This window comes from Mesorhizobium sp. B2-4-1 (genome assembly GCF_006442185.1).
Classification (GTDB): domain Bacteria; phylum Pseudomonadota; class Alphaproteobacteria; order Rhizobiales; family Rhizobiaceae; genus Mesorhizobium.
In genome coordinates this window covers 1-15,483 of the sequence record NZ_VFVN01000014.1, presented here as the reverse complement: position 1 = coordinate 15,483, position 15,483 = coordinate 1, and the positions used below count along the sequence as shown (strand labels likewise).

15 protein-coding genes are annotated in these 15,483 nt (G+C 61.9%); 2 read left to right on the top strand and 13 right to left on the bottom strand.

What is annotated here, in order from left to right; genetic code table 11:
• Window position 1 precedes the first annotated feature (1 nt).
• From FJ949_RS26670 to cyoA, 13 genes are all read right to left on the bottom strand, one after another.
• On the bottom strand, window positions 2–880 hold the full coding sequence (locus FJ949_RS26670; protein ID WP_140500657.1) for a cytochrome c oxidase assembly protein: 879 nt from the start codon (window positions 878–880) through the stop codon (window positions 2–4).
• The gene (locus tag FJ949_RS26665; RefSeq protein ID WP_140500656.1) at window positions 877–1,218 is read right to left on the bottom strand and encodes a hypothetical protein; all 342 of its coding nucleotides are present in this window, start codon (window positions 1,216–1,218) and stop codon (window positions 877–879) included. Before FJ949_RS26665 ends, FJ949_RS26670 begins: the two co-directional genes overlap by 4 nt.
• Before the next feature lies 1 nt (window position 1,219).
• Window positions 1,220–1,825 (bottom strand): cytochrome c oxidase subunit 3, encoded by a 606-nt coding sequence (locus FJ949_RS26660; protein ID WP_140500655.1) that lies wholly within the window; start codon window positions 1,823–1,825, stop codon window positions 1,220–1,222.
• Window positions 1,822–3,792, bottom strand: a complete 1,971-nt coding sequence (ctaD, locus tag FJ949_RS26655; protein WP_140500654.1) for a cytochrome c oxidase subunit I — start codon at window positions 3,790–3,792, stop codon at window positions 1,822–1,824. Before ctaD ends, FJ949_RS26660 begins: the two co-directional genes overlap by 4 nt.
• Window positions 3,789–4,802, bottom strand: coding sequence for a cytochrome c oxidase subunit II (gene coxB / locus FJ949_RS26650; protein ID WP_140500653.1), 1,014 nt, complete (start codon window positions 4,800–4,802; stop codon window positions 3,789–3,791). Before coxB ends, ctaD begins: the two co-directional genes overlap by 4 nt.
• A complete protein-coding gene (locus tag FJ949_RS26645) occupies window positions 4,799–5,332 on the bottom strand; it encodes a c-type cytochrome (protein WP_140500652.1) in 534 nt (177 codons plus the stop codon). Before FJ949_RS26645 ends, coxB begins: the two co-directional genes overlap by 4 nt.
• A complete protein-coding gene (locus FJ949_RS26640) occupies window positions 5,329–6,120 on the bottom strand; it encodes a substrate-binding domain-containing protein (RefSeq protein ID WP_224647515.1) in 792 nt (263 codons plus the stop codon). The genes FJ949_RS26645 and FJ949_RS26640 overlap by 4 nt, the downstream gene beginning before the upstream one ends.
• Before the next feature lie 58 nt (window positions 6,121–6,178).
• A complete protein-coding gene (locus FJ949_RS26635; protein ID WP_224647516.1) occupies window positions 6,179–7,939 on the bottom strand; it encodes a methanol/ethanol family PQQ-dependent dehydrogenase in 1,761 nt (586 codons plus the stop codon).
• Window positions 7,940–8,061: 122 nt separating this feature from the next.
• A complete protein-coding gene (locus FJ949_RS26630; protein ID WP_224618825.1) occupies window positions 8,062–8,784 on the bottom strand; it encodes a heme-binding protein in 723 nt (240 codons plus the stop codon).
• Window positions 8,785–9,213: 429 nt separating this feature from the next.
• A complete protein-coding gene (gene cyoD / locus FJ949_RS26625; protein ID WP_140500648.1) occupies window positions 9,214–9,624 on the bottom strand; it encodes a cytochrome o ubiquinol oxidase subunit IV in 411 nt (136 codons plus the stop codon).
• Entirely contained in the window at window positions 9,621–10,295 is a 675-nt protein-coding gene (gene cyoC, locus FJ949_RS26620) for a cytochrome o ubiquinol oxidase subunit III (protein WP_140500647.1), read from the bottom strand. The genes cyoD and cyoC overlap by 4 nt, the downstream gene beginning before the upstream one ends.
• Complete coding sequence (gene cyoB, locus FJ949_RS26615) at window positions 10,292–12,295, bottom strand: cytochrome o ubiquinol oxidase subunit I (RefSeq protein ID WP_181167678.1); 2,004 nt, start codon at window positions 12,293–12,295, stop codon at window positions 10,292–10,294. The genes cyoC and cyoB overlap by 4 nt, the downstream gene beginning before the upstream one ends.
• A gap of 2 nt (window positions 12,296–12,297) precedes the next feature.
• Window positions 12,298–13,245 carry a ubiquinol oxidase subunit II gene (gene cyoA, locus FJ949_RS26610; RefSeq protein ID WP_140500645.1) on the bottom strand — a complete coding sequence of 316 codons (948 nt, stop codon included), beginning with the start codon at window positions 13,243–13,245 and terminating at the stop codon, window positions 12,298–12,300.
• A 520-nt stretch (window positions 13,246–13,765) separates the two neighbouring features.
• Here cyoA and FJ949_RS26605 point away from each other — a divergent pair.
• Entirely contained in the window at window positions 13,766–14,071 is a 306-nt protein-coding gene (locus FJ949_RS26605) for a preprotein translocase subunit YajC (RefSeq protein ID WP_140500644.1), read from the top strand.
• A gap of 227 nt (window positions 14,072–14,298) precedes the next feature.
• Window positions 14,299–15,294, top strand: a complete 996-nt coding sequence (locus tag FJ949_RS26600) for a YihY/virulence factor BrkB family protein (RefSeq protein WP_140500643.1) — start codon at window positions 14,299–14,301, stop codon at window positions 15,292–15,294.
• Window positions 15,295–15,483 lie beyond the last annotated feature (189 nt).

Below are 15,483 nucleotides of genomic sequence, written 5' to 3'. Positions count from 1 at the left end.
TTTAGATGGGCCAGGGCGCATGCGCGACCTTCCTGGTTCCGCTCGTTGTTATCCAGAGGCCGGCCAGCAATAGCGCTGCCCCGCCATAGATAAGGCCGGCCGGGACCCACATAACGAGCCCGGCAAGCTGCTGGTCCTCGATCGGGCTTAAATTCCACACTGCCGCCCCGGCAGCATTCTCCGGGTACCAGAGCTTCGGCGATAGAAGAAGCAGGACGCCGAGCAGGCCGGTGTGCAGGGAGGTGAAGAAAAGATGCATCACGGCATTTCCATAGGTCTGCTGTTGGCTTGGGCGCGGCAGCAACGCCCACCAGAAGAGCAGGCCTGTGCCGAGGAAGCTCGCATGTTGGGCATAGTGCAGCACGCCATGCTCGAGCGCTGCCTCAAACAGGACCGGAATGTGCCACACCCATATCGCGATCCCGTGAACAATCGTTGCGGTGACAGGCCGGCTCGCAAAGGTCCAGAGCGCTCGCAGCGATTTGCCATGCCCAACCATACCCAGGGCACGCCGAAACGTTACGGGAAATGCCCACAGCAGAGCAGGGGCGGGGCAGGCGATGACCAGCAGCGGCGCCGCCACTGCCATCAGCAACTCGTGCTCGATCATGTGCGCGACAAACAGCCGCTCGCCGAGAGCATGGATCGGACTGACCAACGCTGCCGTCAGTACGCTCCAGCCGGCGGCAAACAGCAGCGCCTGACGCATCCGTAGCGGACGGCCGCGAGTGCTGCGGCGCCACAGCCGCATCGCACCGGCCATGTAGATGAGCGCGACGGCCGTCAGCGGGGCCGTGATGGGAAGCGCAAGTGTCCATCCGGCCTCGGGCGCGCCGGAGCCATAGCAGATCGAGGTGGAGAAGAGAGTGGCCAGGTTCATCGCAGACACTCGTCCAGGATAAGTGCGGCGCTTCCCTGCATGATGATGACCAGTGCAAACAGGAGAGCCGCCAGCATGCCGAGATCGGCGACGAAATGCTCGGTACCGCGCGTGCGTTCTGCTTTGAAAGCAGCGCCGCCTTGCCGCTTTGCCTGCCAGGACAGAGCACCGCCCAGAAGCGAGAACAAGGCCAGCAGCAACGCTAAGGGAAGCACGACCGGCACCTGGTGATTGCATTGCCAGGGAACCAGCGAGTAGTTCAGTTGCGTCGAGACCGCCCAAGCCAACGGGCCCGACAAAAGCCCACCCCAGGAAGTTCCCAACCGGACCGCGCGCATGTCAGCCGAGCCTCGGTACCCAGTAGATCAGCAGATAGATCGGAAGCCAGGTTGCGACCACGAAATCCCAATAGAAAACATTGTCGCCGACGTCGCCGAAGCGTCGCCCGCTATAGCCATGGCGCGTGAACATCAGCACCGTCAGCACGATCGTATCGCCGACATCTGTTATCAGATGCGTGGTGTGGAGCCCGAGCAGCACCCAAAGCATCGAGCCGTAGGCGTTCGTATCCCAGTAAACGTTCAAGGCCGGAAACTCGAACCAGCGCACAAGGAGCGGGGCGAGGCCGAGCAGCGACATGACAACCAGTCCGATCCGCACCGGCACGATGGCGCATTGCTTGGCATAGCGATCGAGGATGTGGTTCGGCACCAGGCTGGCGATCAGCAGCAGCGTGACGATCGTTCCTGGCCAATGGTTCGGCTGCGGTGCACTCAACGGCCATTCAGGCCAAGAGACCGCCAGGTAGAGATAGGCGGCTGCGGCGAGCGCAAAGCCGGTGCCCTCCAGAGCCATGAAAGCGAGCGTGCCCCACCAGGTCGGGCTGCGCGGACCATGCCCAAAGGTGGGGAGACCGGAAACATCTGTGACGGGACGCTCGTTCATTCCTCGTCCTCCAGATCACCTTTTGGCCAGAACCAGCCGATCAAGGTGACGGCGATTGGCAGGGCGCCCCACACGATGGCCCAGGGGGTGAAGATCGAATAGAGAAACGTGCCGCCTACGGCGAACGCTGCAAAGAGCGGCCAGATCGACGGTGTCGCCGATTTCTCGCGAATGTCGGGATGCGCTTCAGCGACTGTCGAGACCAGCAGCTCGCGCGCGTCGACGCGAAGCCCGGTCGCTACGGGAAGAGCGTCGCGCTCGGCCCAGAGTGGCTCCGCGTTGGTGACGACCGGAATGCGCGCGAAATTATAGCTCGGCGGCGGCGAGGGCGTTGCCCATTCCAGGGTGCCGGCCTCCCAGGGATTGTTGCCTGCCGCTGCGCCTTTCAACGCGCCATGCACAAGATTGAAGGTGAACAGGACGAAACTCAGGAAGAAGACCACCGCGCCTGCTGTTATGAACAGGTTGATGTTCCCCCAGCCAAGCTCGGCCGGATAGGTGTAGACCCGTCGCGGCATGCCCCACAGCCCCACGATGTGCATCGGGAAAAAGGCGGCGTTGAAGCCAATGAAGGCCAGCCAGAAATGCAAGCGGCCCAGGCGCTCGCTCATCATGCGGCCGGTGATTTTAGGAAACCAGAAATAGGCCGCACCCAGCAGCGGGAATACCGATCCGCCGATCAGCACATAGTGGAAATGCGCGACGACGAAGTAGGTGTCGTGCACCTGCAGATCCAGCGGCACGGAGGCCAGCATGACGCCGGTGAGACCGCCGATGACGAAGATGAAGAAGAAGCCGAACACGAACAAGATTGGCGCGCGGATCACCGGTCTGCCGTCCCACATCGTTGCCAGCCAGCAGAAGATCTGTACGCCGTTGGGAATAGCGATCATCATGCTGGAAGCGGTGAAGAAGCTGGCGCCGAGCTTGGGCAGGCCTGTCGCGAACATATGGTGGACCCACAGGCCAAAGGACAGGAAGCCGACCGCGATCAACGACAGAACCATGCCGAGATGGCCGAACACCGGTCGGCGGGCGAAAGCCGGGATGATCGAGGAGACCATGCCGGTCGCCGGCAGGAAGATGATGTAGACCTCGGGGTGACCGAAGAACCAGAACAGATGCTGGAACAGCAAGGCATCACCGCCTTCGGCCGGGTTGAAGATGTGTGTGCCGACCAGCCTGTCGAGGATCAGGAATGTCGAGGTGATCATCACCGCCGGCATTGCGAAGACGACGACAAAGGAGGTGACCAGCATCGCCCAGACGTATAGCGGGATCTTGTCCAGCGACATGCCGGGAGCACGCTGCTTCAAGATCGTGACGATCGTCGCCACTGCCACAGCCAGTGAAGACACCTCGGTATAGGTAATCATCTGCGCCCAGACGTCGGCGCGCTTGCCAGGGGCGAATTCGGGACCGGACAGCGGCACATAGGCGAACCAGCCGACGTCCGGCGCCATGTTGAGAGCGAAAGACACCCAGGCGAACAGGCCGCCCGAAACATAGACCCAGTAACTGAACGCATTCAGCCGCGGAAACGCAATGTTGCGGGTGCCGACCATCAGCGGCACGAGATAAATGCCGGTCGCCTGCACGATCGGTACCGCGAACAGGAACATCATCGTGACGCCGTGCATGGTAAACAGCTGGTTGTAGAGGTCCGGCCCGATCAGCCCACGCTGTGGTCCCGAGAGCTGAACACGCATAGCCACTGCGTTGAGCCCGCCCAGACACAGAAAGATAAAGGCAGTGATCAGATAGCGCCTGGCGATCACCTTGTGGTCGACGCTCGAAAGCGCGCCGACGATGCCGGGGGGCGTACGCCAGGTGCGCTCCAGCCGCCGCTGGAGATCGGCTTGCTCCATGCCGGTATCGCGCGGTCCGTCATGCTCGGGAGCGAGATCTCCCTTTGCTTGGGCTTCCGCCCGCAGGTCGCGTCCGCTCGTCAGGTCGGCGCTGGTCATTTCAGCCCCTCGAGGTAGGCAATGATGGCATTGAGCTCGTCGCCATTGAGAGCCGTTACAGGCATGTGGGAGCCGGGCTTGATGCCTTGCGGGTCGGCGATCCAAGCGGCGAGATTGCCGCGGCTCATCGTCAGCGTTCCGGCTGCGAGAGTTTGCCGGCTGGCTATATGGGTAAGATCGGGCGCTACCGTGCCACCTGCGGGTGTGCCGCCGATCCTGTGGCACATCACGCAGGGCCGCTGGAGGAAAAGATCCGCGCCGGCCTTGGCTTCGGCATTGGTCGGAGCGGCGGCAGGCCGCAACTGGTCGTCCAGCCACGCATCGAACTGCGGCCGCGGCTCGGCAATGATGAAGGTGCCCATGTTGGCGTGCTGCGCGCCGCAGAACTCAGCACATTGACCACGATAGACGCCTGGCTTGTCAGCCCTGATGTCCAGCACATTCATATGTCCGGGGATGAGGTCGAGCTTGCCGGCAAGGCTCGGCACCCAGAAGGAGTGGATTACGTCTGTTGAAGTCAAAAGAAGCCGAACCGGCTCGCCGGCCGGAATGTGGATTTCGTTCGCCGTCGTCAGGATGCGGCTTGGCTGGGCATTCTCGTAGCGCACTTCCCACCACCATTGGTGGCCGGTCACGCGGACCGTCAGCGCCTCATCCGAGCCGATCCCGGCAAGCGTCCTGTTGGCGAAAAAGCTCAACAGGGTCAGCCCAATTAGAATCGCCGCAGTCACCCCAACCGCGGTCAAGACCACGCGCATTTTGCGATGTTCGGAGGCGAGGTCGAGCACGAGCGGATCTTTTCCTGTTCGAACTCGCTGGAACAGGGTAGCGACCAGCACGACCATCACCAGCATCCACACGGCCGCGCACAGGGCAGTGAAAAACCAGATCAGCCAGGCGAGCTCGCCCGCGGCGGGGCCTTTCGGATCGAGAGCGGACTGCCAGCCGCTGCAACCTGAAAGCGCCAGGAGGGCGGCTGCGCAACACGCTTTGGGAAAAAGGCGTTTCACGGCGATTTCCCCAGCGTCGCGGCATCGGGGAGGCGATTTTCCGACGGATGGACCATCATGTCGTCGTTACGCTGCGGTGCGGCGGAGGAGGGCGCGTTGCCGCTCAGCGAACGTACGAAGGCTGCAAGCTCCCAAATCTGATCATCGGGAATCTTGTTTCGGAAGCTCGGCATGCCGTTAGGCCGCCCGTCCCGGATCGTTGCGTGGATACTCTCGATCGAGCTGCCGTAAACCCACTTCTCATCCATCAGCGCCGGTCCCATGCCGCCGCCGCCATTGGCATGGCACCCCGAGCAATTGAACCAGCTGAACAGGCGCTTGCCCTCGCTGAGATGAAAGGCGTTGGCCTCGAAGCTGGCCGCCTTGTTGTCGCTCGGGAGCGGCCTTTGGCCGCCTGGCTCCAGCGCAGTCACCGGCGTTGGCTGTTGGCCGGACCCAAGGGCCGATTGCGGACGTGTGTCGCGCTCTTCCCGCTGGCAAGCGGCAAGGGCCAGCATCGCCGACAAGAGCACGGTGAGGTTCCGCCTCATCGGTCCGCGCTCCCGCCGATATCAAGGCGCGGCACACCGTATCGGGCCAGGGTCGCGTCGATCTCAGCCTTGTGCTTGGCAAGGGCTGCATCCACTTCGTCGCGCAGCGCGTCGTCCCCGCGTCGGACGCCCATGGAGATGTCGTAGACCATTGGCAATTGAGGCCCGTCGATTCGAGGTGTCACGGGCGTGATGCGCAGCGGTGTCTTCTGCTTGGCGGCGAAATAACCGGCGAGCGGGCCCCAGACGACGGCAACATCGATCTCGCCGCTGGCCACCGCCTCGACAATGCGCGCGGGCGGGTTGGGAGCCGAATAGTCGCCATAGACTGGATAGCCGACGAGATGACCGACAATGCCGCGGCGGCCGAGTGCCTGGACCGGTGGGGAATTGGCCCCGTCATCGCCGATGAGCTGCACGCCGATGCGCAGAGTGCGCAGGCGTGGATCGTTGAAAGACGTGATCTCGGGACTATCCCGCCGCGTCACGAAGACATAGGTCGAGCGGTAATAGGGAGCGGTGGCGCGGAGAATTTCGAGATTGGCGGGAGTGCCAGGTATGAGATCGCACAGGCCTGCCTTGAGCGTGTTGCGAACGAAACCGCGGCGTTGGGCCCACCAGGTATAGGAAAGTCTTGCATCCAGTTCTTTGGCGATGATCTGGGCAATCTTGTTTTCGAAGCCCTGTCCAGCGGCGTTGGAAAACGGCATGTTATTAGGGTCGGCACATACCTTGAGTTCACGGGCGTCGGCGGCAACCGCGAAGAGCAGCGAGGCAAACGCTACCACCGCTGCTACCAGACCTCCGTTCGCCTCGCGTCTTCGAACTGCCTTCAACTCGAAAGCATCAGGGGAGCCGGAACACATAGAGCGTGCCTCCCGCCGTGGTCGCGTTCTTCAGGTCTTTCATCGCGTTGACGAAGCCGAGCGCGGCGGTAGCGTCGCGCGGGTCGAGGTCGCCCGATACGATCGCGCCGGCCCAACCGCCGACGCCCGACAGGATCGCGACATATTGGTGCCCGTCGGGGCCGCGATAGGTGACCGGCTGGCCGATGATCCCGGACGAGGTCTTGAACTGCCAAAGCAATTCCCCTGTCCTTGCGCTCACAGCTTTGAACCAGCCCTCCATTGTGCCGTAGAACACGACATTGCCGGCGGTGGCGACCGCGCCACTCCACACCGGAAAATTCTCTTTCAGGTTCCAAGCTGGCTTTGCGGCCGCGATGTCCCAGGCGGTGAAGGCACCGCGGTTGCCACCCGGGCCCGGGATCATGCGCACATTCATGCCGACATAGGGAGTGCCGGCGATGTAGTTCACCTCGAGGCCCTCTTCGTCCATGCACAGATTGTTGTGTGGGATGTAGAGCAGTCCTGTCTTCGGCGAGAACGCAGATGGCTGCCAATCCTTGAGCCCGGATGCTGTCGGGCAGATATCCCGGATCACCCTGCCGGTGCCGGTCTTCTTGTCCGGGTTTTCGATCAGGCGCCCGGTTTTCAGATCGACGCCCTTGCTGGAATTGACGGCCCCATAGGGTGTCGCTGACAGGACTTCCCCGGTGGTCCGATCCAGAATGTAGAGATAGCCGTTGCGCTCCGGGCGGACGAGCACTTTGCGCGGCTTACCCTGCCAATTCATATCGAGCAGGATCTGCTCGTTGATGCCGTCGTAGTCGTGCAGGTCGTGCGGGCTCCATTGGTAGAACCATTTCGCGGCTCCGGTATCGGGATCGCGCGCGAAAATCCCAGAGGTCCATTTGTTGTCGCCGGGCCGAAGGTCCGGATTCCACGGCCCTGGATTGCCGGTCCCGTGATAGATCAAGTTGAGGTCCGGATCGTAAGAGATCCAGCCCCACATGTTGCCGCCGCCGATCTTCCAGGCTTCCGGCGGCCATGTGGTCACGCCAAGGTCCTTGCCCTTGTCCATGTCGTAATGCGGCTTGAAATCCGGCCCGATCAGCACGTCCTTGTCCGGTCCGGTGCCGTAAGCCGTCCAGACGACATGTCCGTCGCCCGCGTCCAGCGCCTTGACCCAGCCGCGCACACCCATCTCGCCGCCGGAATTGCCGACCAGCACTTTGCCCTTCACCACAAGCGGCGCCATGGTTATGGTCTCGCCGATGTTGATGTTGCCGACATGCGCGTTCCACACCGGTTGGCCAGTGGCAGCATCCAGCGCGATGGTGTGACCATCCAGCGTGTTGAAGAAGAGGCGCCCGTCGGCGAAGACCGCGCCGCGGTTGACGACGTCGCAGCAGGCAACGCCCTGCGCGGCAGGTTCAGGATTTGGCTCATATTTCCATTTCATCGGCGCGCCCGGCTTGGAAAGATCGAGCGCGTAGACGATGTTTGGAAAAGGGGTCACGATATACATCGTGTTGCCGACCACGAGTGGCGCCGCTTCCTGACCCTTGTTCACTCCGGTCGAAAAAGTGAAGGCAACTTGAAGGTTCCTGACATTGTCCTCGTTAATGTCCGCCAGTTCGCTGTAGCGCGTCGAGGCATAGTTCTTAGCCGGCATTGTCCATTGGCCGTCATCAGGTGGCGCGGCCGCGGCGGGCGGTGCGATGGATGGTGTCACCGCGGACTGCGCGGCCGCGGCGTTCAGCAATGAGCAGCTTGCGGCCAGCACCAGCCACTTCAACGGCCTAAAGTCGAAACCGCGGCCCCTTTCCGCTCCTCGGCCGTCTGGTGTCGCAGATGCGTATTTCCCCGCCACTTTCAGAGATCCCCTCATTTGCGGATCGAACCTCCCACTCCGGCGCCGAGTTCCGCCGCGACGTCCGCCTCGGTTCCCGCGCACAACGGATGACCCCAGCCGGAGGCGCTCTTTCCGCCAGGATCGAGATCGTAGACGATGGCGTCCTTGGCGTTGGGGTTGACGCCCGCCGGAACCTTGTCCAGGCCCAGGGCCGCACGCAGGCGCCAAGCGACATTGTGATCGGCGCAGGAGGAGTCGCCGCTGATGCCAAGCCCGCCGACAATCGTTTTGCCGTCGTAGAGAGCAAGGCCGCCGCCAAATGCCACGACGCCGCCGATCGGCTTGCCAATCAGCGGATCGCTCGCACTCCCAAAGGTCTTGCTGTCGCCGGCATAAGCGGCTGCCTGGTCGACAGGATTGGTAAGCTGCAAGCCGAACAAGGGGCCACCCGGCTGAACAGAAGCATATAGATTCGCCGTCGAGAGAGCCATCTGGGCAACGCTGAGCCCGTTGGCCGTGCTGGCCTTTTCGGCTGCGATCAGCCGGCTGCCGGGCCACTGCGCATCGCTGGTGGGGCCGCTGAAAGCAACGGCGCAAACTGTCCCGTCACGCGTAACGATCGCCGCCCATTCATTGGTCTCGAAGCCGCCATTGGCGGGGCCTCCGCTTGCTTTGACGTTTGCCTTGAGGGCAGCCAGGAGCTTGGCGTGGTCGGCGGGGCAGGGTAGCTGTGCCCAGGCCCTGCTTTGCAGCAATGCACAATTAACGAGTACCAGGAGGCTGAAAGCCAGGGAGGAAAGCTGTGGGCGACCCATGATCCGGAGCATTCGTTGAACACAATGTGGAAAGTGGGAGCGCTCACAGAGCAAGGAATCCTCGCCCGATCCCTTGGCAAACTGAGCTATGTTCCCACGCTTTCAATGGAACTCGGACGAGGCCCCTATGTTCCTAATTCCTGAAATTATGATGGAAGGCACAGACGTTGCGACCATGGGCAGCAGTTCACTCTGCCGCCGACCGTGAGCGGGCCGATATAGACATTGCCGGGCCAAACAGCTCGACTAGTTCCTCACGGCTCTTCGCACCTATGGATTTTCGACGCCTGAAAGTGCGGACGCTATGCGCAAGATAACCGAACCGATGGACAGGCGGTTTTGCGCCCAGGCCACAGACCTGGAACAGCGTTATGGCATCATCTGAGCCTGATGCGCATCCATCGCTCCCATGTTCTGGCTGAGATGGTTCATGATCCACACCGAGCCCAAAACGACCAAGGTCACGATCAGCACACCGAAAGCGAGCGCGAGCACGTTGTTGGTGTTGTCAGGTCCTGTCGTCAGGTGCAGGAAAAAGACGAGATGGACGCCCATTTGTGCGATGGCAAGCACCGTCAGGGCCGAGATCACGGCCGGCTGGTAAATTAGATCGGTTTGTGCCGCAATGAAGGACGCCACTGACAACAGGATTGCCAGGCCAAAGCCCAGCAGATAGCCGGAAAGGCCTCCCGCCACCTCGTGTTCCTCGCTGCGTTCTTCGCCTGGTGCGGAATCGCGGCGGTCAAGCATGTCCTCGTTCCGGCTGTCCATTTCGCTCATGATGACGCTCCCAGCAGATAGACCAGGGTGAAGATGGCGATCCAGATAATGTCCAGCGCGTGCCAGAACAGGCTGAAGCAGTGAAGCCGGCGCAATATGTCGGGACGAAAGCCTTTTATCCAGAGCTGCGCCATCATGGTGCCGAGCCAAAGCAGGCCAAGTCCAACATGGGTTCCGTGGCAGCCCACAAGGGCGAAGAACGCGGACAGGAAGGCGCTGCGTGATGGGCCCGCCTGCTCATTCACCATGGCCGCGAATTCCTGCACCTCCAGGAACAGGAAGGCCGCACCAAGCAGGCCGGTCACCAGCAACCAGAACTGGGTGGCGGCCATTGACCGGCGGTGGGTCGCGAGCATCGCAAGGCCGCCGGTGAAGCTCGAGGTGAGCAGCAGCGCCGTCTGTGCCGCGACGCGCGTCAACTCAAACAGCTCCTTGCCTGTTGGCCCGCCCGCCGCCGAATTGGACAGGACGGCATACGCGGCGAAGAAAGCCGAGAACATTATGATGTCCGACAACAGGAAGATCCAAAAGCCGTAGGCAACCGTGACGAACTTCGAGGCCGGGCCTCCCTCGCCGTGGCCGGTCGCCGAGAACACGTGATGGCCATGCCCTGCGGTGCGGCCCAGCCGGTAGGGATCGCGCGTTGCGGTGCCGGCGGGGATGTCGCTCATGCCACACGCTCGCGTCTACGCATCCAGGCAAGCTGGGCTGCCTTGCGGTCAAGATCGATGCGGCCGACCTCGTCGGCAGGGATCTCGTAATCGCCGTGCTCGCGCCAGGCGAATACAACGAAGGTGGCATAGGCCCCGATGAAGCCGACAACCGCCAACCACCAGATGTGCCAGATGAGCGCGAAGCCAATCAGAGTGCTGAAGAAGGCGGTGACGAAGCCTGTGGGGCTATTGCGCGGCATCTCGATCGCCTCGTAGTCCTCTTCGGTCTCCTGACTCTGCTCGTCCATTGCCCTTTGCTTGATGGTCCAGTAGGGCTCCTCGTTTTCGACATGCGGCAGCCGCGCGTAGTTGAAGACGGGCGGCGGCGAGGATGTCGACCATTCCAGCGAGCGCCCGTCCCAAGGGTCGCCGGTCTCGTCGCGCAACTCGTCGCGATGCCTGATCGAGACGACGAGCTGCGTGATCTGGCATGCGGCGCCGACGATCATCACCACGATTCCGAAGGCCGCCACGACAAGCCACGGCGCCCACATATCCATGTCGATATGCTGAAGGCGGCGGGTCATGCCGAGAAGGCCGACGATATAGAGCGGCACGAACACCAGAATGTAGCCGGCAAGCGTGACCCAGAACGCCGCCTTGCCCCAACCCTCATGCAGCCGGAACCCGAAGGCTTTCGGGAACCAGTAGGTGAAGCCGGCAAAGGCCGCGAACAGCACGCCCGAGATGATGACGTTGTGAAAATGCGCCACGAGAAAGAGCGAATTGTGCAGCATGAAATCGGCCGGCGGAACGGCGAGCAGCACGCCGGTCATGCCGCCGATGATGAAAGTGGTGACAAAGCCTAGCGCCCACAGCATTGGCGTTTCGAAGCGCACGCGCCCGCCATACATGGTGAAGAGCCAGTTGTAGATCTTGACCCCGGTGCCGACGGCGATAACCGAGGTGGCGATGCCGAAAGCCGCATTGACATCAGCGCCGGCGCCCATGGTGAAGAAGTGGTGCAGCCAGACCATGAAGGAGACGATGCAGATGAACATCGTCGCCGCAACCATCGAACGATAGCCGAACAGCGGTTTCGACGAGAAGGTCGAGAAGATCTCCGAATAGATCCCGAAGGCGGGAAGCACGAGGATGTAGACCTCGGGGTGACCCCAGGCCCAGATGAGATTGACGAACATCATCTGGTTACCGCCGGCTTCGTTGGTGAAAAAATGGAAGCCGAGATAGCGGTCGAGGGTTAGCATGGCGAGGGTTGCGGTAAGGATAGGGAATGCGGCGACGATGAGCATGTTGGAGGCAAGCGAGGTCCAGCAGAACATCGGCATGCGCAGATAGCCCATGCCTGGCGCGCGCATCTTGAGGATGGTGGTCGCCAGGTTGACGCCCGTGAGCAGGGTGCCGACGCCGGAGATCTGGATCGACCACAAATAATAATCGACGCCGACGCCTGGCGAGTAGGTCGTCTCCGACAGCGGTGCATAAGGTAGCCACCCGGTGCGCGCGAACTCGCCGACGACGAGCGAAATGTTGACGAGCAGCGCGCCGGTCGCGGTCAGCCAGAAGCTCACTGAGTTCAGCGTCGGGAAGGCGACGTCGCGGATGCCGAGCTGCAGCGGGATGACGAAATTCATCAGCCCAATGACAAAGGGCATCGCGGCGAAGAAGATCATGATCGTGCCGTGGGCCGAAAAGACCTGGTCGTAGTGCTCCGGCGGCAGGTATCCCGGCCCGTGGATGGCGAGCACCTGCTGGGTGCGCATCATGACGGCGTCAACGAAGCCGCGCAGAAGCATCAGCGCCGCCAGCACGATATACATGACGCCGATCCGCTTGTGGTCGACGGAGGTTATCCACTCATGCCAAAGGTAGGGCCAGTAGCCTTTGATCGTGACCCAGATCAGAACGGCGGCGGCGGCCAGGAAGACGATCAGGGCCGCGCCGAGCGGAATAGGCTGGTCAAAGGGAACGGCCGACCAGTCGAGCTTGCCGAGCATCGTCATCCTCCTTCATCGTGCTGGTGAGCCATGGGCGGCGCTCCCGCCTTGGGCTCAGCTTTCGGGCTCACCTGCGGCTCTCCGGCGGCGGTTCCAGCAGGTCCCGGCCCCGGAGGTAGCGTCTGGTGCACGACCGCATCGAACAAGCCCGGCTGCACATGGCCGAACGAGGATGCCGGCGCGTTGATGCTTTGCCTGGCAAGCTGGCGATAGGCGCTGGCGTTGAGCACGCCGCCTCCGCCATGCAAGGAGGAGGCCCAACTGGCGAAGGCGTCAGCCGAGACTGCCCTGACACGGAAATTCATGTCCGAAAAGCCATCGCCACTGAAATGCGCCGACAGGCCGAAGTACTCGCCCTCGCGATCAGCCTGCAGGTTGACCTCGGTCTGCATGCCGTTCATGGCATAGACCATGCTGCCGAGCTGGGGCACAAAGAAGGTGTTCATGACGCTGGCCGAGGTCAGTCTGAAACGCACCGGCATGCCGGTTGGAATAACCAGCTGGTTGACCGTTCCGACACCTTGATCGGGATAGAGGAACAGCCACTTCCAGTCGAGCGCCACCACCTGGATTTCGAGTGGCGGCCGGCTGGTGTCGATCGGCTTGCGAGGATCGAGATGGTACGATCCATAATAGATCAAGCCACCGAGGAAGAGGATGGTCAGCGTCGGAATCGACCAGACGATGAGCTCGATCCGGCCGGAATAGGTGAACTCTGGATCATACCGAGCCCTGCGGTTCGAGGCCCGGAATATCCAGGCGAAGGCAAGCAGCGCGACCAGCGTCGGAATGACGATGACCAGCATCACCGCCAGCGAGTTCAGGAGAATCGTGCGGTTGCCGGCGCCGACCGGTCCCTGCGGGTCGAGCACGCCTCCCGCGCAACCGGACAGGGTTACCGCCGCGAAAATCCAGAAAAGCGATAGGCCTCGACTACAACGGTGTAACACTGGAAAACATCATAGCCAGCCGCCGTCCCCGGGATCAGTACCTGCATAACTGAGGCGCGGGCTGCTTGTTCCGCAAAGGCGCGCTTTCGTCTCCAACGGCGAAGAGCGCTACGTCGAGATGACGGAGCGTCTCGCGCGCCCCACGCTCCGATCTCAACTTGTTCTACGTCAGCGTTACGGCAAGCTAACGTGCTGCAGGCTGGATGCTCTTCCTGCGGAAACGGACAGCAAATGTCCAACTCGGGGATACCTCGGGTGCTACGGCTAACGCCAGCCCTATAAGATGCAACCCAACCTCGGGCGAGACGCCGTTGCGCGCTGGGACGTTTCGCGATCACGCAATATCGGTTGGCTTGGCTCTTAAAGGTTCCGCCCCCGTGTGCTCCTTCCCGGCGAGCTGTTGAGCCCGCGGCTCGCGATCCGCGTCGGCACGTCTCCGATTGCCTGCTATGTAGGTGCGATTTCAGGCAACCAACTCGAGCTGCCAGCATTGATTTGGGATAGTCTCGGGAGAAATGCCATGCTGCAATTCAACCTGCCTCGAGAAGTTGCAATCGGTGATGAAGTTGCCCTGACGAGTACGGTCATGGACATGCTTCCCAGTGGGCGCGCCAGGGTGAGCATCCCCTCCTATGATCGTCCTTATGCGATCGATGCGCCCCCCAGAACTCACGTCGGAGACAAAGTCGTTCTTGTTGGGGACGTCACTCGGGTCGATCCTGAAACCAACAAGCTGAGCGTACGGATTGACTGTGGCGGGGTGGTTACCGTCCACAAATCGGCGATCATAAGGCTCAAGAAAAATTGCGCGGCCCGAAATGGCTGACGCATCACCCCGCGACGCAAAGCTCGCCAACGAGGCCGAGCTCGCGGGATGGGATTATCCGCCACCTCACCGCGCCAGCCTTACCGACAGGCTGCGCTCAATGAAGCTTGACCCCAACCCGCGCGCTGTATTGGCTACGGGAAGCCCTGTGCGACGAGCCGTGACGGGCATGGATCGAGACAGGTCGAGATGCTCCGCGTCCGATATGGCGTGACTGGTGAGGGGAGATGGCACGCTGGGTTCGCGGTACCTGGATTCTCTTGAAGGACGCCGTCACCGGCTTCATCGACGATAATGCGTTGAGCCACGGGGCGGCGGTGGCTTTCTACGCCACGACATCGCTGGCGCCGATCCTTCTGATTGTCGTGGCGATCGCTGGTCTGGCCGTGGGCAAGGATGCGGCCCAACTCGCCCTGTCGGCGGAAATATCCGGTGCCATGGGCGCGCAGAGTGCCGATCTACTCAAGGCGACGATCGAGACGGCTTCGCACAGATGGTCCGGGACGCTTGCGACGCTCATCGGATTGGTGACGCTCTTCTTCACTGCCTCCGGTGTTTTCGGTGAGATGCAACAGTCGTTGAACGAGATCTGGAAGGTAAAAGCCGACGGCCTGTCGCTTTCGCGCCTGGTGCGGGCGCGCGCGGCAAGCCTCGGCCTGGTTGCCGCGTTGGGCTTCATGCTGCTGGTATCGCTGGCGGCAAGCGCAGCGATCACCGCGCTGAGCGATGTCATCAATCACCACCTGCCGTTCGGCGAACTGGTGCTCAGCAGCGTCAACACCGTTGTCTCTTTCTTGCTAATTGGGCTGCTCTTCGCGGCGATCTACAAGGTCTTGCCGGATCGCACGCTCAAATGGCGCGATGTTGCCGTCGGTTCGGTGGTTACTGCGTTGCTGTTCACCATCGGCAAGTCGCTGATCGGCTGGTATATCGGCACCAGCGCGATAGCGACTTCCTACGGAGCGGCAGGCGCGCTTATGGTGGTGCTGCTTTGGGTCTATTATTCAGCGCAGATATTCCTCTTCGGTGCAGAAATTACGCGCGCTTACTCGGTCAGGCGCGGAAGCCGGCCAGACCTTGCGCCGGTAGTGGCGTTGAGCGGCGACAAGATAGACACGCCGCGCCGGCCTGAGGTGCATGACGGCGAGATCGCCGCATGGATTGTGGTAAGCAGCCTGATCACCGCGCTGCTCTCGCATTTGTCGCGGCGAAAGCAGGATTGACGCCGCGCGGGGGCACCGTTGGCATGGAAAGCCGCACCATCCGTGATGCGATCGCGTGCGTCGATGCTGATCAGGCGGGCGGAACGGAACGATCCGGCTGACGTTTGTGCCAAGGATCGGCGCGACAGGAGGACTGCATGGCGGCCCCACGAGCAGTTTGGAAAGGGTTTCTGAAAGTCGGGTCCGTGT

Bases quoted from the DNA above. Each gene is read 5' to 3' on its own strand.
- FJ949_RS26670 (WP_140500657.1), bottom strand. From the start codon at position 880: ATGAACCTGGCCACTCTCTTCTCCACCTCGATCTGCTATGGCTCCGGC.
- FJ949_RS26665 (WP_140500656.1), bottom strand. From the start codon at position 1,218: ATGCGCGCGGTCCGGTTGGGAACTTCCTGGGGTGGGCTTTTGTCGGGC.
- FJ949_RS26660 (WP_140500655.1), bottom strand. From the start codon at position 1,825: ATGAACGAGCGTCCCGTCACAGATGTTTCCGGTCTCCCCACCTTTGGG.
- ctaD (WP_140500654.1), bottom strand. From the start codon at position 3,792: ATGACCAGCGCCGACCTGACGAGCGGACGCGACCTGCGGGCGGAAGCC.
- FJ949_RS26645 (WP_140500652.1), bottom strand. From the start codon at position 5,332: ATGAGGCGGAACCTCACCGTGCTCTTGTCGGCGATGCTGGCCCTTGCC.
- cyoD (WP_140500648.1), bottom strand. From the start codon at position 9,624: ATGAGCGAAATGGACAGCCGGAACGAGGACATGCTTGACCGCCGCGAT.
- cyoC (WP_140500647.1), bottom strand. From the start codon at position 10,295: ATGAGCGACATCCCCGCCGGCACCGCAACGCGCGATCCCTACCGGCTG.
- cyoB (WP_181167678.1), bottom strand. From the start codon at position 12,295: ATGCTCGGCAAGCTCGACTGGTCGGCCGTTCCCTTTGACCAGCCTATT.
- FJ949_RS26605 (WP_140500644.1), top strand. From the start codon at position 13,766: ATGCTGCAATTCAACCTGCCTCGAGAAGTTGCAATCGGTGATGAAGTT.
- FJ949_RS26600 (WP_140500643.1), top strand. From the start codon at position 14,299: ATGGCACGCTGGGTTCGCGGTACCTGGATTCTCTTGAAGGACGCCGTC.